We start from the raw sequence: 23,037 nt of genomic DNA on the forward strand, positions 1-23,037 counted from the left end.
GATGCGTTGGTCCCTGCTCATACCGCTCCTGCTCGGCTCGCCCCTTTGGGCGGCGGACTGGGATGTGCCCAACCGGGCGGGGGCCATCAATGAAACATTGGCGCAGGCGGCGGATGGAGACACCCTCCGCCTGAGCCCTGGCGTATACTTTGAAACACTGGTTCTGGACCGGCCCGTTACCCTCGACGGGCAGGGCCAGGCCACCATCGACGGGCAAAGCGACGGCAGCGTCATTACCGTGACCGGGCCGGGCGTGACGGTACGCGGGCTGACGGTGGTCGGCTCGGGCTCTGACCATGACGGGATCGACAGCGGCATCCAATTGACCAAGACGGCCACAGAGCCCGTGGTCGAGGATAACGTATTGCTGGGCAACCTTTATGGCGTCGACATTCACGGGGCCAAAGATAGCATCGTGCGTGGTAACCGGATCGAAGGGCGTTTGGACCAGCGGATGAATGACCGTGGCAATGGCGTCTATGTCTGGAACGCGCCGGGCGCGCGGGTGGAAGACAACGACATTCGCTTCGGCCGCGACGGGATCTTTGTGAACTCGTCCAAGAAGAACACCTTCACGGGCAATTTGTTCCGCGATCTGCGGTTTGCGGTGCACTACATGTATGCCGACAATTCGGTGGTCAGTGACAACGTCTCAATCGGGAACGATCTGGGCTATGCGGTGATGTTCACGACCAATGTGACCGTCGCCAACAATGTCTCGATCGGTGACCGGGAACATGGCGTGATGCTGAACTACGCTAACAAGAGCGTTATCACCGGAAACGTGGTGAAAGGTGCCAAGGAAAAATGCACCTTCCTCTATAACTCCAACAAAAACGAATTCACCGACAACTGGTTCCAGGATTGCGGCATCGGCATCCACTTTACCGCCGGGTCCGAGCGCAATCGGATCGTCGGCAACGCCTTTGTCGGTAACCGGACACAGGTGAAATACGTTTCGACCAAATGGGTCGAGTGGTCAGAAGAAGGGCGCGGCAATTACTGGTCCGATTTCGCCGCGTATGATGTGGATGGCAACGGTATCGCCGATGCCCCCTATCGCCCCAATGACTCGATGGACCATGTGCTGTGGACCCAACCCTCAGCCAAATTGCTGCTCGGCTCGCCTGCCGTGCAGTTGGTGCGCTGGTCCCAATCTGCATTCCCGGCCCTGCTGCCGGGCGGCGTGATGGACAGCAATCCTTTGATGCAAGCCCCTGAACCCCCAGCAATGAAAAAGGTGCCTCATGACGGATAAGGCCCTGTCAATCGACCATGTACTCAAGGACCGGGGAAAAACCCGCGTTCTTGACGATATCAACCTGTCTCTTGCCCCCGGTCAGCGCGTCGCGCTGCTGGGCCATAACGGCGCGGGCAAGTCGACCCTGATCAAATCTATCCTCGGCCTGACGCCCATTCAGGGAGGAGCCATTCGGATCGGAGACTCCACCCCCGGCAGCGCACTAGCGCGGCGCGAGACGGCCTATCTGCCCGAAGCGGTCTCCTTCCACCCGGCCCTGACCGGACGCGAACAACTGACGCTGTTTGCCAAGCTGTCCGGAGCCAAAGCCGATGTGCCCGGTCTGCTGGAACGCGTCGGCCTGAGTGATGCACTCGACCGTCGGATCGGCACCTATTCCAAAGGGATGCGGCAGCGCCTGGGTCTGGCTCAGGTTCTTCTGGGCAGGCCGAAAGTGGCCCTCTTGGACGAACCGACCTCGGGGCTGGACCCGATTTCTCGGCAGGATCTCTACGCCATCATTGATGAACTGGCAGCGCAAGGCACAGCGGTCCTGATTGCGTCCCACGCGCTGACCGAGGTCGAGGCGCGTACCGACCGCATTGCCATCATGCGCAAGGGCCGGATGGTGGCCGACGATACGCTGACCAACCTGTCCGCCCTGGCGGGACTTCCGATACGCCTGCGGGTCCGCGCCAGCGCCAACCCCGAAGCGCTTGCCGCCGAACTGGGCGGCAACCGGATCAACGGCGCATCCGTTGAGTTGCTCTGTACACCTGACGACAAGATGGAGGCCCTGCGCCGAATCGCCGGGTTGGGCGACGCGGTGGCGGATGTGGAAATGACCCCGCCCAAGCTGGAAGACCTCTATCGCCATTATGCACAGGAGGAGAGGCTATGACCCGCTTCCTCGCCATCACCCGCACCGAGATGCTGATCCTGCGCCGCAACCGCTGGCTGCTGGTGGCAACATTGATCATGGTGCTGTTCGCGCTGGCCCTGACCTTTGCAGGCAGCGCCCCGACCGGCACACTGGGCGTTGACATGCTGACCGTCTCGGTCGCCTCGATGACAACGCTTTCGGTCTATCTGGCGCCGCTGCTGGCGCTGATGATTGCTTTTGACGCCATCGCAGGCGACGTGGATCGCGGCAGCCTGTCACTGCTGCTGTCTTACCCGGCAGGACGTGGAGAAATCCTGTTGGGCAAGTTCACCGCCCATCTCGCCGCGCTGGCCTTTGCCATGACCATCGGTTTCGGAACCGCCGGCGCGGTCGCCGCCTTCTTTGGTGGCGCAGGCCCGGAAAGCCTGATGGCGCTGGCGCGCCTCATCCTTACATCCATCCTTCTGGGCGCTGTCTTTCTGGCGCTGGGATACCTGCTGTCCGCCCTGGCAAAGGGGTCCACGGCGGCGGCAGGTCTGTCGGCCGGGCTATGGCTGGTATTTGTCGTCCTTTATGATCTGGGCCTGTTGGGGGCCGTCGTCATGGACAAGGGCGGCACCTTCACCCAATCCGTCTTTCCATGGGTGATGGTGGCCAACCCGGCCGACGCATTCCGTTTGTGGAACATCGCCGCGACCGAAGGCGTCGCCATGGCGTCCGGTATGACCGGTGCAGCGCAGGCCCTGCCCGTCTGGGCCGCACCCGCGTCGCTGCTGCTCTGGCCGGTGATCGGTTTTGCCCTTGCCCGTGCGGCATTCCGGAGGGTCGAGCCGTGAAACGCCTGTACCTGATTGCGCTGATTGCTCTGGCCGCCTGCAAGGAAGAGATCGCTGTCGCCCCCGATCCGGTCGACCTGACCCCGGATGCGCTGAGTTTCTTCTGCCAGATGAACATCGCCGAACATGGTGGACCCAAGGGCCAGATTCATCTGGATGGCTACCCAGCGCCGCTGTTTTTTGCGCAGGTGCGCGACATGGTGGCCTATCTGAAAAGCCCTGAACGCGATGCCAAGATCACCGCCGTCTATGTCAGTGACATGGGCATCGCGACAAACTGGAGGGAACCCGGTATCTCCAACTGGATCGCCGCCGACGGCGCGACATTTGTGGTCGGGGCCAACGTCGCCGGCGGCATGGGCGCACGCGAGGTTGTTCCTTTTGGTGATCCCTCCGACGCCGATGACTTTATCAATCGGTATGGCGGCACCGCCCTGCCCCTGTCCGACATCCCGGCTGACGAGGTTCTGGGGCCCGTCGATCTGGACTTGAATCTGGAGACCCCCGTATGACCGTTTTGTCCCGTCGCCGTTTCCTGTCGATTTCCGCGGCTTGCATGGCCTTGCCCGCCGGAGCAAAGGCAGCCCCAGTCGCCCATTGGCGTGGCACCGCACTGGGCGCGCGTGCCAGCCTGCAATTGTCCGGTCTGACCGATGACGAGGCCCGTCCTGTGATCTCTGCCATCGAGGCGGAACTGCACAGGCTTGAGAACATTTTCAGCCTCTATCGCCCGGATTCCGAGTTGAGCAGGCTGAACCGTGATGGGATGCTGACCGCCCCTGCGCCGGAGTTGCTGAACGTGCTCAGCCTGTGTTCGGCACTGCATGACGCATCGGATGGGGCGTTTGATCCGAGTGTTCAGCCTCTGTGGCTTGTCTTGGCCTCTGGTGCCGACGAAAGCGTGATCCGCTCGGCCCGACAGTTGGTCGGCTGGCACCAAGTCACAGTGACGGCAGACCATATTCTTCTGCCACAACCCGGTGTGTCGGCTCTGACCCTGAACGGAATAGCGCAGGGGGCGGTAACAGATCGTATTGCGGATCTGTTGCGGTCCATGGGCCTTGGGAACGTTTTGGTGGACATGGGCGAGATCGCAGCCCTAGGCGCCAACGCGGATGGCCGCCACTGGCGTGTCGGGTTGGCCGGGCCAGACGGTGCGGTTCTGAAACGGATCGGGATCAGCGACCGGGCGGTTGCCACTTCTGCACCCGGAGGCACGATTCTGAAGGACGGTCAGGGCCACATCCTGAGCCCGGACGGCAGCAAGCCCTTGCACCGGGCCGTCTCGGTCTCTGCCCCCCGAGCGGCGATTGCAGATGGTCTTTCCACAGCCCTTTGCCTGATCCCAAAGACGCGGGTTGATACCGTGCTGGACCGCTTTCCCGGAAGTCGGATCGAGATGATGATCTGATCACAACTTTTGATTGTGGCACAAAAGTTTTGGCAAAGGGCCGAAGGTGTTGTACCACTGTGAGAGTGGATGTTTCGCTGGCAAACAAGCAGATACTTCGGCAACCGCTCTTGGGCGTGTCTGCCTTGTTTTTGCAAGCCGGAGAAACGGTTCCGAAAAAACATGATCTGGATCAACTCCGGTCTTGTGAAAATGCGCTAGCAAGCGAATCCGGGCAGGATCACCTGCCCCCAGAAACGCAGGTCAGCAACGCATGAGTCAGCCAACCAGCAGACGCGCTTTTCTAAGTGGGCGCATGCTCCGCGAAGACCCCGGTGCCATCAGGCCTCCGGGCGCGGTGGAAAGCAGGTTTCTGGACCTGTGCACCGCCTGCGGTGATTGTCTGGACGCCTGCCCCGAAGATGTCATTTCGCTCAGCGCGGGTGGATACCCGACGCTACGGATGACGGACGGGGCGTGCACGTTCTGCGGCGATTGCGTGGAAGCCTGCCAGACGGGCGCCCTGATCGCTGATCGCATGGCCGACTGGCCCTGGCGCGCATCTATCGTCGCCAGCGCTTGCCTGTCACTGAACGGGATCAGTTGCCGCATTTGCCAGGACAGTTGCGATGAAGGCTCGATCCGGTTCAAGCTGATGCCTGGCGGCAAGGCGGAACCGGTTCTGAATACCGAGACCTGCACCGGATGCGGCGGCTGCGCCACGTCCTGCCCCGCCGATGCGGTCAGATTTGAACGCCCTGCAACCTTACACCCGGAGACACTGCAATGAATATCTGCGGTTGCCTTGTTCACGTTGCCCCGGACAGCACCGGCACAGCGCGCCAGGTCATGGAAGACACGCCGGGGGTCGAGGTTCACGCCGCAACCGACGACGGCCGCTTTGTCGTTGTCGTAGAAGATACGCCCGCACGTATGGCGTCCGAGATCATCATGGATCTGCACCAGATCCCCGGAGTGATCTCTTTGACGCTGACCTATCACCATTTCGAGGATCTCGCGGAAAGCTATCCGCGTCCTGATGCCCCAAGCCAACCGACCAGCAGGAGGCCCATGCAATGACCATCTCTGAATCTCGCCGGACTTTTCTAAAAGCTTCAGCCGCGGCAGCCACTGCTTCGGCCGCAGGTATTCCAATGGCCGCCGGACAGGCCAATGCCCAGGTGGCAACGCCGGACATTCGCTGGGACAAGGCGGCCTGCCGGTTTTGCGGTACAGGCTGTTCGGTTCTGATCGGCACCAAGGATGGCCGCGTCGTGGCCACGCAAGGTGACCCGGACGCGCCGGTCAACCGGGGCTTGAACTGCATCAAGGGCTATTTCCTGTCCAAGATCATGTACGGCAATGACCGCCTGACAACTCCGTTGCTGCGCAAGTCAAACGGCGAATATGACAAGAACGGCGAATTCGAGCCGGTCAGCTGGGACGAAGCCTTCGACGTGATGGCCGCCAAGTGGAAAGAAGCGTTGGCCAAGAAAGGCCCGACCAGTGTCGGCATGTTCGGTTCCGGTCAGTGGACGGTCTGGGAAGGTTATGCCGCCGCCAAGCTGATGAAGGCCGGGTTCCGGTCGAACAACATCGACCCGAATGCGCGGCACTGCATGGCATCGGCCGTTGTGGGTTTCATGCGCACCTTCGGTATCGACGAGCCGATGGGCTGCTATGACGATCTGGAGCACGCGGATACCTTCGTGCTGTGGGGGTCGAACATGGCCGAGATGCACCCGATCCTGTGGTCGCGCCTGACCGATACGCGCCTGACCAAGCCGGGGTGCGAGGTACATGTTCTGTCGACCTTCGAACACCGCTCGTTCGAGCTGGCCGACAACGGCATGGTGTTCAACCCGCAGACCGACCTGGCGATCCTGAACTATATCGCCAACTACATCATCCAGAACGGCGCGGTGAACGAGGAATTCGTCAAGAACCACGTCAACATCACCAAGACCGCCACCGATATCGGCTATGGGCTGCGCGACAACCACCCGCTGCAGCAAGAGGCAGCGAACCCCAATGTCGGTAAGATGGAACCGATCAGCTTCGAGGAATATGCCGAAGCGGTGTCGGAATACACGCTGGAATACACCGAAGAACTGTCCGGTGTGCCCGCCGAAAAGCTTGAGAAGCTGGCCCAGCAATATGCCGATCCGAACCGCAAGGTCATGAGCCTGTGGACCATGGGGTTCAACCAGCATACCCGCGGGTCGTGGGTGAACTCGCTGATGTACAACGTGCACCTGCTGGTTGGTAAGATTTCCGAACCCGGCAACTCGCCCTTCTCACTGACCGGTCAGCCCTCGGCCTGTGGTACGGCGCGCGAGGTCGGCACCTTTGCCCACCGTCTGCCCGCCGACATGGTGGTGACAAATGACAAGCACCGCGAAATCTGCGAGACCGCATGGAACGTGCCTGCGGGCACCATCCCGCCCAAACCGGGCTTCCACGCTGTGCTGCAGAACCGCAAGCTGAAGGATGGCGATCTGAACGCCTATTGGGTGCAGTGCAATAACAACATGCAGGCCGCGCCGAATATCAACGAAGAAGGGTACCCCGGCTATCGCAACCCGGAAAACTTCATTACCGTGTCGGACCCCTACCCCACCGTTACCGCCCTATCCGCCGACCTGATCCTGCCCACCGCCATGTGGGTCGAGAAGGAAGGCGCCTATGGCAACGCCGAGCGCCGCACCCAGTTCTGGCGGCAGCAGGTCAAGGCCCCGGGTGAGGCCAAGTCCGACCTGTGGCAGCTGATGGAATTCGCGAAACGCTTCACCGTCGAGGAGGTCTGGGGCGAGGAACTGCTGGCTGCCATGCCGGAACATCGCGGCAAGACCATGTATGACGTGCTGTATGCCAACGGGAAGATCGACCAGTACCCGCTGTCGGAAACTGCCGAAGGTTTCGACAACGATGATGCCGAGCATTTCGGATACTACGTCCAGAAGGGTCTGTTCGAGGAATATGCCGATTTCGGACGTGGCCATGCCCACGATCTGGCACCATTCGAAATGTACCATCAGGCGCGCGGCATGCGCTGGCCGGTCGTGGACGGCAAGGAAACGCTCTATCGTTTCCGCGAAGGCTATGACCCGTATGTGCCCGAAGGCGCAGGCGTGAAGTTCTATGGTAAGCCTGACGGCAAGGCGAGTATCATCTTTGCGCCGTATGAACCCGCCCCTGAGGAGCCGGATGCGGAATACGACCTGTGGCTGTGCACCGGTCGCGTGCTGGAGCACTGGCATTCCGGCTCGATGACCCGCCGGGTGCCCGAACTGCACCGCGCCTATCCGGCGGCCGTGGTCTACATGCATCCGCAGGATGCCAAGGATCGGGGTCTGCGCCGTGGTCAGGAGATCGTTCTGTCCACCCGTCGCGGCGAAGTCACAAGCCGGGTCGAGACCCGCGGGCGCAACAAGGTTCCACGTGGTCTGGTCTTCATGCCGTGGTTCGACGAGGGCCAGCTGACCAACAAGCTGACGCTGGACGCGACCTGCCCGCTTTCGAAGGAGACCGACTTCAAGAAATGCGCCTGCAAGGTCGAGCGCGCGTAACCGGCACGGATCGCGAAGGTAGTCCCCATGTCCCTTGCCGGCACACCTCTTTCGCCGCAACGGCGTCGTTTCCTGCAGGGAACGGCGCGCGCGGCGGGCGGCTGCGTGGTTGCAGGATCGCTGCTGGCCTGGCTGGCGCGCGATGCGCGCAGCCTGCCGGCCGAGGCCCTGCGCCCGCCCGGTGCGCTGCCCGAAGAGGATTTCCTGTCGGCCTGCATCCGCTGCGGGTTATGCGTGCGGGACTGCCCTTACGATACGCTGAAACTGGCGGAACTGGGCTCGGATTCCGGCGCTACCGGGACGCCTTTTTTCACCGCCCGCGACGTGCCGTGCGAGATGTGTGACGACATTCCATGCGTCGCCGCCTGCCCCACCGGCGCGCTGGACCCGTCGCTGGACAACATCGACGATGCCAAGATGGGCGTTGCGGTGCTGGTGGATCAGGAGAATTGTCTGAACTACCTCGGCCTGCGCTGTGATGTCTGCTATCGCGTCTGCCCCGTCATTGACGAGGCCATCACGCTTGAGCCGTCACACAATACCCGCTCGGGCAGCCACGCGATCTTTGCGCCGACGGTTCATGCGGACCGCTGCACCGGCTGCGGCGTATGCGAGAAAAGCTGCGTTTTGCCGGAAGCCGCGATAAAGGTGCTTCCAGCCCGTCTGGCGCGCGGCAGCGCGGCGGATCACTACCGCAAGGGCTGGGAAGAAAAGGCTGCCAAGGGCGCTCCGCTGGTCGAGGGCATCATTGACCTGCCCGACCGCCTGCCGGGGCCCGGCACCGACAATCTGGTCACACCCGGAGGGTTTGCGCCCGAATACAACCTGCCGGGAGTGGGACAATGAGCGCCAGCACCCAGATACCTGTGGGCCAAGAGGCGATAGAGGCCAAGGGCTGGATCGGCGCGCATCGCTTTTTGCTGTTGCGCCGGGCAAGCCAGGTGTTCTTTCTGGTGCTGTTCCTGCTGGGGCCGTGGTTTGGCATCTGGATCGTTCAGGGCAACCTGGCCGGATCATTGACGTTGGGCGTTCTACCGCTGACCGATCCGCTGATCCTGCTGCAAAGCATGGTGGCAGGCCACTGGCCCGAACTGACCGCACTGATCGGCGGGTTGATCGTGCTTGTCACTTACGCGCTGATCGGTGGCCGGGTCTATTGTTCCTGGGTTTGTCCGATCAACCCGGTGACTGATGCCGCCAGTTGGCTGCATCGGCGTTTGGACTTGCCGAAGGGCTGGCAGCCAAAGCGCAGCACCCGTCTGTGGGTTCTGGCGACAGTCCTGATCGTCTCGGGCCTGACCGGCGTGATTGCGTGGGAGATCGTGAATCCGATCACCATGCTGCACCGGGGCCTGATCTTCGGCATGGGTTTTGTCTGGGCCATGATCGCCGCGATCTTTGTGTTTGACCTGCTGGTCGCACGCCATGGCTGGTGCGGTCATATCTGCCCGGTCGGGGCTTTCTACGGCCTGATCGGCACAAAAAGCCTGCTGCGCGTCAGCGCCAGCAACCGCGCTGCCTGTGATGATTGCATGGACTGCTATGCGGTCTGCCCGGAAAACCAAGTGATCTCGCCCGCGCTGAAGGGCAAGCCGGGATCTAGCCCACTGATCTTGTCGCCTGACTGCACCAATTGTGGCCGCTGCATTGATGTGTGCGCGGTTGATGTCTTCAAATTTACTCACCGGTTCGACGAGGCCCTCGTCGCGCCTGCCGATCCAGCCGCCGCGCCCAAGCCGCGCGCCGCCAGACCTATCTAAGGGAGTGCCATGATGAATAGACCAATCCTGACAGGCGGAATTGCCCTGATCCCCGTTTTGCTCCTGAGTGGGTTTGCTCTGGCGCAGTCCGCTCAGGTGAATTCGCTACGCGGAGCCGAAGTGGATGAACCAGTGGTCCTCGATCAAGTCCATCGGAATGTCGAAGGACGCATGCAGCGGAATTATCGCCAGCAGCCACCACTGATCCCGCATTCGATTGAACAATACCAGATCGACTTGCGCACCAATCAGTGCCTGTCCTGTCACGACTGGACCAAAGCGGGCGAACGCAACGCGCCGACCCTTTCGATGACCCACTACCTGGACCGCGAAGGCCGTGAACTGGACCGGATCGCGGGTACACGGTATTTCTGCAATCAGTGCCACGTGCCGCAGGCCGACACTCCGGCGCTGGTCGACAATGAATTCGAACCTTCTTCCGGCAACTGATCCAACGCATCTTTGAAAGGAGCACCGATATGGCAGACTCCCCCGAAAATCGCGGCTGGATTGGCCGCCTCTGGAACGCGATCTGGACTCCTGCTGTGATGTTCAGCTCGGGCTTTCTGATTTTGGCCGGTTTTCTGGCCGGTATCTTGTTCTGGGGCGGTTTCCACTGGACGCTGGAACTGACCAATACCGAGGAATTCTGTACCTCGTGCCACACGATGGAAACCAATCTTGGTGAATACCGCGAGACGATCCACTACAACAACCACTCGGGCGTCCGCGCGATCTGTTCCGACTGCCACGTGCCGCACGAATGGAACCACAAGATCAAAGCCAAGATCATGGCAGTCAAGGACGTCTATCACGAGCTGGCCGGCACCATCAGCACCCCGGAAAAATATGAAGACCATCGTCTGAGCATGGCTTCGGCGGTGTGGAAGAAAATGAAGGAATCCGACAGCCGCGAGTGCCGCAACTGTCACAATTTCGAGTATATGGACTTCACCCTTCAGGAAACCCGCGCCGCGTCCGAGCATCAGCGCGCCATCGATTCCGGCATGACATGCATCGACTGCCACCAGGGCATCGCCCACAGTCTGCCGCCCAACTATCTGGAAACCTATCAGGACATCACTGCCGAACTGGACAAAGCGCCTCAGAGCCTGCAGCAGCACGCCTCGGCAGGCAGTGACGAAATCCGGTCGTTTCTGGCCAAACGGGCAGACTGAGAGGAGCTCGACACATGCTTGAATTACTTGGAACCATCGGTGGCAACATCCTCAGCCTGCCCGGCATTCTGGGTTTGGCGCTTGGCATGATGACCCGCAAGCTTTGGCTGGGCGCGGTCATGGGCGGTGTGGTCGGCGTGCTGGAGACGCTGGTCTTTGCCAAATGGCAGTTTGCCCACGTCGAGGTGTTGGAACTGATGATTGCCATCGCCGTCGGCGTTTGCGCGGGCGCGGTGGGCAGTGCCATCCGCATAAAGGGCGCAACTGCCTGATCCGAGTCAAACGGCCCGGCGTCTGAATTTCTCAGAGCGCCGGGCCGCAGGGTTCTGGTCTTTGACAAAGCCACCAGTCGCCGAAACATGGAGATTTCACGAGACTTGAACGGGTGCTTTGCGAATCGAGGCGGGCGTTGGTCTAATCGCTCACGCTTTTGAGAATTTGTTGATAGAACGCGCCCTGTGCATCTTCACCAGTAGGTCTATCGACCCATTCCCAATCCAAACTCAGCGCTCCTGCGGGTACGATTTGCCGCGCGATCTCAGGCGGGGTGGTTTCGTCTGATGTGCCGGTCTTCCAGTCGTGAAAGGCTGATGAGTATCGAACGACCGCTCCGCTAGCCGGCAAATCGAGCAACCCGCCCTCGGCAAAGAACACCAACCCGTCGCCCATTTCTTCCCCGATGAGTTTGAGCCTGTTTCCAAAACGATGTTTTAGGATGGCCACAAATACGATCGCTGCGGAAAACGTGAATTTATCGACAAGCACAGCAACCTGCTTATTTGCGCTTTGCGAGATGGCGTCGATCAAGGGCATGGTTAAAAGAAAATCACCGCCGGTGTTTCCGCGAACGTCAATCAAAAGTGTTTTGTTCGAGCAGGCGCGCACGCGGTGCGCTGCATCTGAGATGGCTTTAGGCAGCGCAGTTTCGCTCGGGTCAAAGAAACTTGGCAACGTTATTGATAGCCCAAGATCCTGCCAGTCCTTAATCTCCGCAAAGGTCTCGGGCTTCCAGGTCGGATCAGCCTTGCCGTGCTCGTTTCTCGGGTAGAGCGTCGATGCAGGAACAGTATTGCCATTTGCTACTTTCAGATTGGTTATCTGCCCATTTTCATCCTGCACACGATACTCGGTCGTACTGCCGTTTGACGAAAAACCCAATCGTGCCAAAGCGTACGGCCAAGCCAGAAGAATCGGTCCGATGACCCGTTTCCTTTGGCAGGTTCCTGCCAGAAATTTCTGCGCAGTGGCTTGGATTTGGCTCAGAGCTGCTCCGTTGACTGCTATCAACTCTCCTCGCGGTGCGGTTACCCCTGGCACCGTCCCAATCACTTGCACGGAACGTCCCACGCTCACCAACCTCAGCGGTAGCACCGAGATCGCATCATTCGGAATCAGCCGTGTGTGCCCATTGTCGGGAAGTGCCAATAGGCGCATCGCGGACATCAGGAAGGCCTCGATGGAGCCCTCCAAAGCGTATCGCCGGGTTTCACTAATGCAGCAGTCTATCACGGTCCTTTCGATCCGCCGAAAACCGGGATCGGTTGGCAGGGCGATTTCCAGAATTTGCTTCAGGTCTTCCGCCAGCGACATGATCAACATGTGTGCATGGCCGCTCGTCAATGTCCAGATTGTGTCCAAAGTGGATATTCTCTGGCAGCGAAGGTGCATGGTGCGAAACGACCTTTTGGAGGCACGCACCACACCGTAGCACGAACAGCGCGCGATCCGTGCACCGAGCGTTCAGAACCTTATCAGTTCAAGCGCGTACCCCTCTGGTAGGGTTTCGACATCCGCAGGTATAATGGCCAACCCGTCCGCCTGCGCCAGCAACGCCACGCGCCCGCTGTAGGACGGTGCCATCAGGTGCAGGCGCGGCCTGCCGTCCGGAGCTGTGCCCCGGATCTGCACCGGGCGAAATTCCTGCCGCCCGGGATGACGCTGCAGCGGTTCCGCCAGCACCGCCTGTTCGGCCACTAGCGGGCTTGGATGCAAACCGGCGCGCCGTGCCATCATCGGCGACCCGATGATTTGCCAGGTAACGTAGGCGGAAACCGGATTGCCCGGCAACCCGATATAAAGCGCATCGCCGTGACGTCCGAACATGATCGGCTTGCCCGGTTTCATGGCCACTTTCATCACATCCGTCTGACCGCCGATTTTGGAAAACAGGCGCGGCATGTGATCCTCGTCGCCAACAGACACGCCGCCGGTTGTGACGATCAGATCGGATGTGTCGCATGCCTGCCGCAAGACCTGTTCCAGCAAAACCGGGTCATCCTCGACCGGGCCGATGTCCGTCAGGTCGATCCAGCGCTTGTCCAGCAGCGCCCGCAGCATATAACGGTTCGAGTTGTAAATCTGGCCGGGGCCAAGGTCTTCTCCGGGCTGGCGTAATTCGCTGCCGGTCGAGAAGATGGTGATCTTGAGCTTGCGGTATACCTTGACCTGGCCAAACCCGGCTGAGGCCAGCGCCGCGACCTCGCGCGCGCCGATCTCGCAGCCGTGACGCAGGATCAGTGCCCCCGCTTTCAGGTCCTCACCCGCGCGGCGGATATGCTGTTCGGCGGTCGGGCGACTTGAGAAGCGGATACCGCCTTTTGTTAGCTCGCAATCCTCCTGCATCAGAATGGCATCGAAGTCATTCGGCACCGGCGCACCGGTAAAGATACGCAAGGCGCTTCCTGCGGGTGCCTGATGCGCGCCGCTGTCCCCGGCGGCCACGCGCCCGGCGACGGGCAGATCAAAGACCGGCCCCGCGCCCAGATCGCGAGTGCGGATCGCGTAGCCATCCATGGCAGAGTTGTCGAAGGCGGGCATGTCAGTTTTGCTGATGCAATCCTCGGCCAGAACCCGGCCAGTCGCCTCAGTCAGCGGTATGGACTTTGTTTCGACAATCGGATTGGCGGCGGCCAGCCCCCGTGTCAGGGCGTCAGCCACGGACACGTACATGTGGGCGTGCCGGTCGCAGGCGCATCCATCAGCCATCTGTGTTTCTCCGGGTTCAGCCGAATGCAAGGACAACCCCGGCAAATCAGCGTCAACACTGTTCATGATCGGACGGGTCGCAACCCGGCCAACAAACCGCGCCCAATGGACACCGAGACCCGAGCGCTGTCCTTGACATAGGTCACAGTTCGTCGCCACTTGCCTGAACACGTCCCCCATGCCCATGCTGTGATTGTCGGTCTGCGTCAGAATCTCGGCCGGCCCCCGCAGCCTATTGGCTAAATTGCGTAGTCCCCGCAAATCATCAGCAGGTGATCACCGGGTGAGACCAAGGGGTTTCGACGCGTGACGCAAACGACTCCGTTCTGCTGAGTCGTCAATGACGCAGGTGGGTGCCCGATGTTGTGTATGTCATACAAGGTCGCAACGACCTGTCCTTTGCCGACCTCGTCACCAAGCTGCACGTGAAGGTCAATCAACCCCTCAAAATTGCTGGTGACATGCGAGCAATCTGCACCCACATCAACAAAACGGGTCATGGCAGCATCCGCGGGTTCCGTCATGACCTCATCGACTGCGAAAAGCCCTAGGTTGGACAGAACACGGCAGCAGCCCGACCAGCCAATCTGGAAAGAGCGGGTGGTCATCGTGCCCATCCCCCCAAGCTCGCAGGACAGAAATTTTTTGCCTTGACGATAGGCTTCCGAGTCGAAATCTGCACCCTCGTCGGACGTTCGGCTTACCATTGTGAAATCGGCACCAAATTGGCGCGCAAGATCAATATTGTCTGCATTCAGCGCCGCATCATTCCCCAGGCAAACGAACGCGCAGTCAATGTAGCGCGTCGCAGTTCCCCCTGAGTGAAAATCCAGAATGATGTCGGATTGCGGGATCAACTCCTGTGACACGAACCGGGCAATAGCAGCCGTCGGTCCGGGAGCATGTGTCCCGGGGAACGCCCGGTTCATATTTCCCTGATCCAGTGGCGACACACGGGTACGCGCACGCACGGCAGGCGCATTCAATGCCGGCAGCGCAATGATGCGCCCGTTCAGCTGCTCCGGCTCGAGCTCTCTCAGCATTCGGTGAAGGATAAGCTGCCCTTCGTACTCGTCCCCATGGTTGCCAGCCGTCAGCAACACCGTGGGCCCGGCCGCACCGCACAACACGCCAATGGGAACGCGAATGGTGCTGAAAGCAAGCGCATTGTTGGACAGGGTCACGTCGATGAAACCGGTCCGTTTGCCCGGACTTACAAGATCAAGCGAGCATCGGACCGGGCAATTCTGAACCATCGAGGCACCTTCTTAAAATGTCACGTTTGTCAGCGGCTCGGAATTCGACCACTGCGCGCATGCTCTCATCTTTATGGTTAAGATCAAAGCCTTCGTTGTTTCGATCTTGCATTGGTCCATCAGTGATCATCGGGTCGCTTTTTTTGGCCAATCAACAATTCGGGGCGCGCGCCCTGAACAGAAGCTCCCCGGGGCACCGCTCTTCGCCAAATCCGATCTGTGGCCAGCTCGAACGGCCGGGTTGGTGTCCACCTATGTTGCTTAAGCCCTATAGGTGAAAGCCGTCGGTCATGGCGCCGCTTCTTGTGTTCATACCTGAATTGGATCTGTTTTCTTCGGGCACCAAGTTGGGTAGCCTGAATCACAAATCAGTTTTTCTAAACTTCGCCAAGCGGTATATATGCGTCGAAACCCCCTCCCCTCCCTCCGGGCTTTGCAAACATTCGAGGTGTTTGGGCGTACCAATTCCGTCGCCGATACCGCGCGCGAGCTGAACGTCACACCCGGTGCGGTCAGTCAGCAGCTCAAAGTGCTGGAAGAACAAACCGGTCGCGCGCTGATTGCCCGGCGGGGGCGCAGCGTTTTTCTGCGCCAGGATGCACAGGTTTACCACAAGTTCCTGTCCGAAGGGTTCGAAGCACTGCATCGGGCGCAGCATTACCTTGCGCGGATGGAACGTGAGACGAGCCTGTCCATAAGCGCCTTGCCATCTTTGCTGTCCAAGTGGCTCTACCCGATTCTCGGCGATTTTCAGCAACAGCATCCCGGCGTTTCAATCCGGCTGGATTCCACCCATCAGGAACCGGACCGCCATTTGCTGAGCGTCTCGTTCAGACTTACATATGGTGATCAGGGGCGGGATTTCCCGTTCCAAAAGGAACTGTTCACGGACACCCTGTTTCCCGTATGCTCGCCGGAGTTCGCGCGCAACAACCCCGAGCTTGTGACGCCGGAAGGACTGTCGCGCGCGCCCCTGCTGTGCACAGACTGGGGGCCCGGCTTCGAAGACGTACCAGACTGGGAAGACTGGTTTGCAGCGAACGATATCGACGCCTCACCACGACGGAAGGATGCCGTCTTTTCGCTGTCCAGCCTGGCTTTGGATGCCGCCATTCAGGGACGTGGCGTGGCGTTGGCACAAACGTCCTTTGTTCAACGGGACTTGCAGATGGGCTATCTGTGTCGCCTGTCCGAACAGGAAATACCATTGCCCAGGCCCTATCTGGTCTGCTGGGGTGAAGGCGCGCTGGACGAACGAACGGCGCGCAGCTTTCTGGACTGGATTCTGCAGGCAGGACGCGACGTCTCAAAATCGCTCGGAAACTCCTCAAGAGATCGGTAAACTGATTTAGTTTTCCTAAACAACAAGACAGGCAGCAATACTATACAAGCCCGCATTCCCCGCACATAAGTTCCTAAAGCTCGAACAAACTATTCTGCGGGAGGTGAACCGTGTTTCTGAAAAATGCCTGGTACGTTGCGGCCTGGAGTTCCGAGATCACTCATGAGCTGCGGCAAATCCGGGTTCTGGGTAAGAAAATCTGTGTCTATCGGACCCGGGCCGGTGAGGTTGTCGCGCTGGAGGACGCCTGCCCGCACCGCAAACTGCCGCTGTCAAAAGGCCGCATGAAAGGCGACGATGTGGAATGCGGCTATCACGGGCTGACGTTCGACTGCGCCGGTCAGTGTGTCTCGGCCCCCGGCAAAGGGCGCATCCCTTCCTCGGCTAAGGTGCATTCCTATCCGGTGCATGAAAAATACGAACTGGTCTGGATCTGGATGGGCAATCCGGCCATGGCCGAGCCTTCCGAGATCTTCGAGATCGAGCATTACGACGACCCCGACTGGGGCATAAACCGTGGTGCGGCGATGGAGATCAGGTGCAACTATCTGTACATGACCGACAACCTGCTGGATCCAACCCATGTCGCGTGGGTGCACCAAAGCTCTTTCGCGCAGGATGCCACGAAGGACACGCCGCTGTCGGTTACAAAAAAGGACAACGGCATCGTCGTGCATCGGTGGATGATGGATGTGGAACCTGCCCCGTTTTACAAGAAGGTGGTCGAGTTCGAAGGCAATTGCGACCGGCTTCAGCACTATGAAGTGCACTATCCCAGCCATGCGCTGATTAAGGCCGTCTTCACCCCTGCTGGTACTGGGGGGCCGGACGGACCGCTGCATGCGCGGACTTTCATCATGGACAGCTACAACTTCATGACGCCGACCTCGGAAACCGAGACCCGGTATTACTGGTTCCAGCTGCGCAACATCCGCCCGGACGACGCTGAGCTTTCCAAGATGATGAGTGAGGATGTCCGCCACGCATTCGAAGAAGACCTGGCCGTTCTCGAAGAGGTTCAGATCGGCATGGACGAAAAGGAAAGCCCCCATATCGACCTGAGCATCGACGGGGGCCAGCTGCGGTTCCGCCGCCAACTGGAAGCAATGATCGCCGAAGAGGCGATGGTCGATGCCAAGTTGGAGGGCTGAGGCGGCCGGGAATATCCGTTAGTATCGGGTCGCCCAAGATAAGGGAGCGCGCGATCACCACGGCGTTCGAACCTGAATTCAGGTGCCGCAAGGCCTAGGCCTTGCGGGCTTCCGTAGCAATCGCAATCTTCAGTACAGATGCGGAGGGGCAACCCCTCCGCCACTTACATTCACCCCAGGATGCCGGGCAAGCGCAGGCCATGTTCGCGGGCGCAGTCTTTTGCGATGTCATAGCCGGCGTCCGCGTGCCGCCAGACTCCCGAGGCCGGGTCGTTCCACAGGACGCGCTCAAGCCGTTTGGCGGCCGCATCCGTGCCGTCGGCGCAAATCACGACGCCTGCGTGCTGGCTGAACCCCATTCCGACCCCGCCACCGTGGTGCAGCGACACCCATGTGGCGCCCGAGGCAGTATTGACCAGCGCGTTCAGCAGCGGCCAGTCACTGACGGCGTCCGAGCCATCCAGCATTGCCTCTGTCTCGCGGTTGGGTGATGCGACCGAACCGCTGTCCAGATGGTCGCGACCAATGACGACAGGTGCTTTCAACTCGCCGTTCCTGACCATTTCGTTGAACGCCAGCCCGGCGCGGTGACGGTCGCCCAGACCGATCCAACAAATGCGCGCGGGCAGGCCCTGGAAGGCGATACGTTCCTGCGCCATGTCGAGCCAGTTGTGCAGATGGGTGTTCTCGGGGAACAATTCTTTCATCTTGGCGTCGGTCTTGTAGATATCCTCGGGGTCGCCCGACAGCGCACACCAGCGGAACGGGCCAATACCACGGCAGAACAGCGGACGGATATAGGCCGGGACAAATCCGGGGAAGGCAAAGGCGTTTTTCAAACCCTCATCCTGTGCCACCTGCCGAATGTTGTTGCCATAATCCAGTGTCGGAACGCCTGCGTTCCAGAAATCGACCATGGCGGCCACGTGTTGTTTCATCGAGGCCCGTGCCGCTTTTTCCACCGCCTTGGGATCGCTTTCGCGCTTGTCTTTCCACTGTGCCATGGTCCAGCCCAGGGGCAGATAACCGTTGACCGGGTCATGCGCCGAAGTCTGATCGGTGACGATATCGGGACGCATGCCACCGGCCTGCATCCGGGCATAGATTTCGGGGAAAATTTCGGCGGCATTACCCAGCAGGCCGACCGATTTCGCCTCACCTGCCTTGGTCCAGCGGTCGATCATCTCAAGCGCTTCGTCCAGCGTCTCGGCCTTTTCGTCCAGGTATTTGGTGCGTAGGCGGAAATCGATGCTGTCGGGATTGCACTCGACCGCTAGACAGCAGGCCCCGGCAAAGACGGCGGCCAGAGGCTGTGCGCCACCCATGCCGCCCAGGCCGCCGGTCAGGATCCACTTGCCTTTCAGATCGCCGCCATAATGCTGACGCCCTGCCTCGGCGAAGGTTTCGTAAGTGCCCTGAACAATGCCCTGCGTGCCGATATAGATCCACGAGCCGGCGGTCATCTGGCCGTACATCATCAGGCCCTTCTTATCGAGCTCGTTGAAGTGATCCCAGTTGGCCCAGTGCGGCACAAGGTTCGAGTTGGCGATCAGCACACGTGGAGCATCGGCATGGGTGCGCACGATGGCCACCGGCTTGCCGGACTGCACCACCAGCGTTTCATCCTCTTCCAGATCCATGAGGCTGGCGACGATGGTGTCAAAATCTTTCCACGTCCGCGCTGCGCGCCCGATGCCGCCATAGACCACCAGTTCATGCGGGTTTTCAGCAACGTCCGGGTGCAGGTTGTTCATCATCATCCGCAGTGGGGCTTCGGTCATCCAGCTTTTGGCGTTCAGCTCAGGGCCGGTTGGCGGAAAGATATCGCGGGTGTTCTTGCGGGGGTCGGTCATGGGGCAAGCTCCAGTGCAGTGTCTTGGATGGCGTCCAGAATGTCGGAAAGCCAGCGGCGCAGGCGGGTGGCCTTGCGGTCGTCATAGGACCAGGGCGGGCATTCTGTGGTCAGGTAGGTGGATTGGGCCAGTTCCATCTGAATGGCGTGCAGGCCTTCGTCGAGGCGGCCGTAGTGCCGGGTTGTCCACCCGCCCTTGAACCGCCCGTTCAATACGGTGCTGTAAGGGGACGAGGCGGCAAATTCATGGGCAATGGCCTCGATCTGGGGCGCGCAGGTTGTCCCGCCATTGGTACCCAGATTCATGTCCGGCAGGACACCGTCAAACAGGAATGGAATGTGGCTGCGGATCGAATGACAGTCATACAGAACCGCAATTCCATGAATTGCCTTCACCCGCGCCAGTTCGGCCTCGAGCGCTGCGTGATACGGCGCATGGAACGTTTCGCGGCACTCGGTGATCTCTGCCTCGGAAGGTGGCTGGTCCCAGATGTCATGCCCGTCGAAATCCGTCAGCGGCACCAGCGTCGTGGTGTTCTGCCCGGGGTAGAGAGACACGCCCGACGGATCACGGTTGGCATCAATCACATAACGGTGGAATGTGGCCCGCACCGTGGTGGCCCCCGGAAGAAGCCCTTCGTAAAGCCGGTCAATATGCCAGTCCGTATCGGCCAGTTCCCGGCCGCGGTCGTTCAGCATGGCCTTGATGTCAGGCGGCACGTAGGTGCCCGTATGGGGCAACCCAAGCACAAGGGGGCTGTCGCCCCGGATGATTTCCACCGGATGGGTCATGCGCCAAGCCTGGGCATTTCTATCTCTGTGCCATTGGCAATCTCACCACTGGCAATCAGAGCCGAGGCGGCTTCGATATCCGGGGCGGTATAGCGGTCATCGCCAAGGGGAGGAACCACCGCGCGCAGACGCGCCATCACGCCCTGCAGGGTTTCACTGGTGGGCAGCGGCGCTCGGAACTCGATCCCTTGCGTGGCGCAAAGCAGTTCGACCCCCAGAATGCGTTCCAGATTGGTCACCATCTGCCCCAGGCGTCGCGCTCCATGGGCGGCCATGGACACGTGATCCTCCTGATTGGCCGATGTCGGGGTCGAGTCTGTCACGCAGGGGTTGGCCAGATGCTTGTTCTCGCTCATCAGGGCGGCGGTGGTGACCTCGGCAATCATAAGCCCCGAGTTCAGCCCCGGATTGGGGGTCAGGAAGGGCGGCAGGTCAAAGCTGAGCACCGGATCGACGATCAGGGCAATACGGCGCTGCGCAATGGCCCCGATTTCCGCAATCGCCAGCGCGATCATGTCGGCGGCAAACCCCACGGGTTCAGCATGGAAATTGCCACCCGAGACGATGAGCCCTGCGTCTACCAGGACCAAAGGGTTGTCGGTCGCGGCATTGGCCTCGATCTCGAGCGTCGTGGCGGCTTGTCGCAGGACGTCCATCGCGGCACCCACGACCTGCGGCTGGCAGCGGATGCAATAAGGGTCCTGCACCCGCGTGTCGCCCTCGCGATGACTTTCGCGGATCACCGATCCGGCCAGCAATGCGCGCATCGTGGCCCCGGCCTCAATCTGGCCGCGATGGCCACGCAATGTGTGAATCTCGGGCTGCAATGGCGCGGTTGACCCCATGATCGCGTCGGTGGTCAGCGCCGATGTAACCAGCGCGCTTTGAGCGGCCTGCCACGCACCAAAAAGACCGACCAACCCAAACGCGGTTGAAAACTGGGTTCCGTTGATCAGGGCCAGACCTTCTTTGGGGCCAAGCTCGACCGGGATCAGACCGGCCGCGGCCAGTGCTTCGTTGCCCGGCATCACGGTGCCGCCAAACTCGGCCTTGCCTGCGCCCATCATCACTGCGGCCATATGCGACAGCGGAGCCAGGTCACCCGACGCGCCCACGGACCCCTGCGCTGGGATCACCGGGGTCACGCCCTTGTCCAGCATCGCCTCAAGCAGGTCGATCAGTTCCAGCCGCACACCGGATGCACCGCGCCCGAGGCTGAGCAGTTTCAGCGCCATCATCAGCCGCGCATGGGCGCGCGGAATGGCCGGCCCCACCCCACAGCAATGGGACAGGATCAGGTTGCGCTGCAGGGTCGCCGTATCTTCGGCCGCGATCTTGACGCTTGCCAGTTTTCCAAACCCGGTATTGACCCCATAAACCGCCGCATCACCTGCTGCCGCATCGGCAATGTGCGCATGGGCAGCTTCAATGCCGGGGCGGCAGGCCGGGTCTAGCCGAACCGCGCATTCTTCCCGGTATACCTGTTCCAGTTGCGCCAGAGACACAGAGCCGGGGGTGAGTGTCAGGGTGGTCAATTGAGTTCTCCGAGTATGCGGGAATGAAGCGGGTTGAAGCCGATGCGATAGGCCAGTTCAGCCGGGTGCGTTGCATTCCAGACGGCAAGATCGGCGCGCAAACCGGGGGCGATACGGCCGCAATCGTCTAGGCGCAGCGCGCGTGCCGCATGGGTGGTGACACCTTGCAGCGCCTCTTCGGGCGTCATCCGGAACAGGGTGCAACCCATGTTCATCGCCAGCAAAAGCGAGGTCATTGGCGCAGAACCCGGATTGCAGTCTGTGGCCAGCGCCATCGGTACCTTGTGCTTGCGCAGCAGGTCGATTGGCGGGGCTTGTGTTTCGCGCAGGGTGTAGAAGGCACCGGGTAAGATGACTCCGACCGTGCCGGCGGCCGCCATGGCCTGAACGCCGTCCTCGTCCAGATATTCAATGTGATCGGCTGAGATCGCCCCGTAGGATGCGGCAAGTTTCGTGCCGCCCAGATTGGACAACTGTTCGGTATGGCATTTGATCGGCAGTCCCAATTCTGTGGCCACATCGAACAATGGCACCAGTTGCTCGGGCAGGAACGCAATCCCTTCGCAGAAGGCATCCACCGCGTCCACCAACCCTTCCGCATGGGCGGCACGCAGGGTCGGAATGCAGACTTCGGTGATATAGGCTTCGGGGCGGTCCTGATATTCAACCGGAACTGCATGGGCGCCCAGAAAGCTGGTCACGACCCGGACAGGGCGATGTCGTGGCAGCGCCCTTGCCGCGCGCAGCATGTTCAATTCGGTTTCTTTATCCAGCCCGTAGCCGGATTTGACCTCGATCACCGAAACACCTTCGGCCAGCATCGCATCCACCCGTGGCAGCGCCTGCGTGACCAGATCCTCGAAACTGGCTGAACGCGTCGCCTTCACGGTCGAGATGATGCCGCCGCCTGCACGCGCCACTTCTTCATAGCTGGCGCCGTTCAGCCGCATCTCGAACTCGACCGCGCGGTGGCCGCCAAAGACCACATGTGTATGACAGTCAATAAATGCAGGTGTCACCAGTCGGCCCTCGAACGAGGTCCGGGGCAGCGCTGCAAATTCAGCGGGCAGCTCGGTCTGCGGACCGACCCAGGCGATGCGACCATCCACAGCCGCAATCGCGGCATCCTTAATCAGACCATAGGCATTGGCAGCTTCCACCATCGTCGCTGCGTGCAGATCGGTGAACAGATGATCGCGGGCCTGCATTCGAATCCCTCTCCCCTGCAATTCTCTCTTTTCTGGTACAGGTCTTTATGTCATATGTCT

The 23,037-nt window shown here is 60.5% G+C and carries 22 protein-coding genes; 15 read left to right on the forward strand and 7 right to left on the reverse strand.

Translation table 11 applies throughout. From position 1 onward, the window contains the following. Window position 1: 1 nt before the first annotated feature. The 13 genes from ACR0J2_RS15825 to ACR0J2_RS15885 all read left to right on the forward strand — a co-directional run bounded on the left by ACR0J2_RS15825 (window position 2) and on the right by ACR0J2_RS15885 (window position 11,128). Entirely contained in the window at window positions 2–1,258 is a 1,257-nt protein-coding gene (locus tag ACR0J2_RS15825) for a nitrous oxide reductase family maturation protein NosD (RefSeq protein ID WP_480813159.1), read from the forward strand. Next, window positions 1,248–2,141, forward strand: a complete 894-nt coding sequence (locus ACR0J2_RS15830) for an ABC transporter ATP-binding protein (RefSeq protein WP_480813160.1) — start codon at window positions 1,248–1,250, stop codon at window positions 2,139–2,141. Before ACR0J2_RS15825 ends, ACR0J2_RS15830 begins: the two co-directional genes overlap by 11 nt. After that, window positions 2,138–2,959, forward strand: coding sequence for an ABC transporter permease (locus ACR0J2_RS15835; RefSeq protein ID WP_480813161.1), 822 nt, complete (start codon window positions 2,138–2,140; stop codon window positions 2,957–2,959). Before ACR0J2_RS15830 ends, ACR0J2_RS15835 begins: the two co-directional genes overlap by 4 nt. Continuing rightward, window positions 2,956–3,471: a nitrous oxide reductase accessory protein NosL gene (locus ACR0J2_RS15840; protein WP_480813162.1), complete on the forward strand. Its 516-nt coding sequence runs from the start codon at window positions 2,956–2,958 to the stop codon at window positions 3,469–3,471. Before ACR0J2_RS15835 ends, ACR0J2_RS15840 begins: the two co-directional genes overlap by 4 nt. Beyond that, entirely contained in the window at window positions 3,468–4,370 is a 903-nt protein-coding gene (locus ACR0J2_RS15845; protein WP_480813163.1) for an FAD:protein FMN transferase, read from the forward strand. The genes ACR0J2_RS15840 and ACR0J2_RS15845 overlap by 4 nt, the downstream gene beginning before the upstream one ends. 295 nt (window positions 4,371–4,665) lie before the next feature. Continuing rightward, window positions 4,666–5,139, forward strand: a complete 474-nt coding sequence (napF, locus tag ACR0J2_RS15850; protein ID WP_480713645.1) for a ferredoxin-type protein NapF — start codon at window positions 4,666–4,668, stop codon at window positions 5,137–5,139. Beyond that, entirely contained in the window at window positions 5,136–5,429 is a 294-nt protein-coding gene (locus ACR0J2_RS15855; RefSeq protein ID WP_170614015.1) for a chaperone NapD, read from the forward strand. The genes napF and ACR0J2_RS15855 overlap by 4 nt, the downstream gene beginning before the upstream one ends. After that, the gene (napA, locus tag ACR0J2_RS15860; RefSeq protein WP_170614016.1) at window positions 5,426–7,918 is read left to right on the forward strand and encodes a nitrate reductase catalytic subunit NapA; all 2,493 of its coding nucleotides are present in this window, start codon (window positions 5,426–5,428) and stop codon (window positions 7,916–7,918) included. The genes ACR0J2_RS15855 and napA overlap by 4 nt, the downstream gene beginning before the upstream one ends. 27 nt (window positions 7,919–7,945) lie before the next feature. Beyond that, the gene (gene napG / locus ACR0J2_RS15865) at window positions 7,946–8,764 is read left to right on the forward strand and encodes a ferredoxin-type protein NapG (protein WP_480524501.1); all 819 of its coding nucleotides are present in this window, start codon (window positions 7,946–7,948) and stop codon (window positions 8,762–8,764) included. Then, window positions 8,761–9,678 carry a quinol dehydrogenase ferredoxin subunit NapH gene (gene napH, locus ACR0J2_RS15870; protein ID WP_480813164.1) on the forward strand — a complete coding sequence of 306 codons (918 nt, stop codon included), beginning with the start codon at window positions 8,761–8,763 and terminating at the stop codon, window positions 9,676–9,678. The genes napG and napH overlap by 4 nt, the downstream gene beginning before the upstream one ends. A 12-nt stretch (window positions 9,679–9,690) precedes the next feature. Continuing rightward, window positions 9,691–10,128 (forward strand): nitrate reductase cytochrome c-type subunit, encoded by a 438-nt coding sequence (locus tag ACR0J2_RS15875; protein WP_170614019.1) that lies wholly within the window; start codon window positions 9,691–9,693, stop codon window positions 10,126–10,128. Between the two features lie 29 nt (window positions 10,129–10,157). Continuing rightward, the gene (locus tag ACR0J2_RS15880; protein WP_170808026.1) at window positions 10,158–10,856 is read left to right on the forward strand and encodes a NapC/NirT family cytochrome c; all 699 of its coding nucleotides are present in this window, start codon (window positions 10,158–10,160) and stop codon (window positions 10,854–10,856) included. Between the two features lie 14 nt (window positions 10,857–10,870). After that, window positions 10,871–11,128 (forward strand): hypothetical protein, encoded by a 258-nt coding sequence (locus ACR0J2_RS15885; protein WP_170614021.1) that lies wholly within the window; start codon window positions 10,871–10,873, stop codon window positions 11,126–11,128. A gap of 142 nt (window positions 11,129–11,270) precedes the next feature. On the opposite strand, the gene ACR0J2_RS15890 is transcribed toward ACR0J2_RS15885, so the two are convergent. The 3 genes from ACR0J2_RS15890 to ACR0J2_RS15900 form a co-directional block, all read right to left on the reverse strand. Continuing rightward, window positions 11,271–12,446: a S41 family peptidase gene (locus ACR0J2_RS15890; RefSeq protein WP_480813165.1), complete on the reverse strand. Its 1,176-nt coding sequence runs from the start codon at window positions 12,444–12,446 to the stop codon at window positions 11,271–11,273. A 150-nt stretch (window positions 12,447–12,596) separates the two neighbouring features. Then, window positions 12,597–13,907, reverse strand: coding sequence for a molybdopterin molybdotransferase MoeA (locus ACR0J2_RS15895; protein ID WP_480813166.1), 1,311 nt, complete (start codon window positions 13,905–13,907; stop codon window positions 12,597–12,599). A gap of 173 nt (window positions 13,908–14,080) precedes the next feature. Then, window positions 14,081–15,097, reverse strand: a complete 1,017-nt coding sequence (locus ACR0J2_RS15900) for a succinylglutamate desuccinylase/aspartoacylase family protein (protein WP_480813167.1) — start codon at window positions 15,095–15,097, stop codon at window positions 14,081–14,083. Between the two features lie 400 nt (window positions 15,098–15,497). On the opposite strand from ACR0J2_RS15900, the gene ACR0J2_RS15905 reads away from it, so the two are divergent. Next, window positions 15,498–16,439, forward strand: a complete 942-nt coding sequence (locus ACR0J2_RS15905; RefSeq protein WP_480813168.1) for a LysR substrate-binding domain-containing protein — start codon at window positions 15,498–15,500, stop codon at window positions 16,437–16,439. 110 nt (window positions 16,440–16,549) lie between these two features. Continuing rightward, window positions 16,550–17,590 carry an aromatic ring-hydroxylating dioxygenase subunit alpha gene (locus ACR0J2_RS15910; RefSeq protein ID WP_480813169.1) on the forward strand — a complete coding sequence of 347 codons (1,041 nt, stop codon included), beginning with the start codon at window positions 16,550–16,552 and terminating at the stop codon, window positions 17,588–17,590. 170 nt (window positions 17,591–17,760) lie between these two features. On the opposite strand, the gene hutU is transcribed toward ACR0J2_RS15910, so the two are convergent. From hutU to hutI, 4 genes are read right to left on the reverse strand one after another with little or no spacing between them, the layout of a single operon-like run. After that, window positions 17,761–19,443 carry a urocanate hydratase gene (hutU, locus tag ACR0J2_RS15915; RefSeq protein WP_480813170.1) on the reverse strand — a complete coding sequence of 561 codons (1,683 nt, stop codon included), beginning with the start codon at window positions 19,441–19,443 and terminating at the stop codon, window positions 17,761–17,763. Next, on the reverse strand, window positions 19,440–20,234 hold the full coding sequence (gene hutG, locus ACR0J2_RS15920) for an N-formylglutamate deformylase (protein WP_480813171.1): 795 nt from the start codon (window positions 20,232–20,234) through the stop codon (window positions 19,440–19,442). Before hutG ends, hutU begins: the two co-directional genes overlap by 4 nt. After that, window positions 20,231–21,769, reverse strand: coding sequence for a histidine ammonia-lyase (gene hutH / locus ACR0J2_RS15925; protein ID WP_480813172.1), 1,539 nt, complete (start codon window positions 21,767–21,769; stop codon window positions 20,231–20,233). Before hutH ends, hutG begins: the two co-directional genes overlap by 4 nt. Then, window positions 21,766–22,977, reverse strand: a complete 1,212-nt coding sequence (gene hutI, locus ACR0J2_RS15930) for an imidazolonepropionase (protein ID WP_480813173.1) — start codon at window positions 22,975–22,977, stop codon at window positions 21,766–21,768. Before hutI ends, hutH begins: the two co-directional genes overlap by 4 nt. Window positions 22,978–23,037 lie beyond the last annotated feature (60 nt).

The sequence above is a fragment of the Ruegeria sp. CG4 genome, from assembly GCF_056537185.1.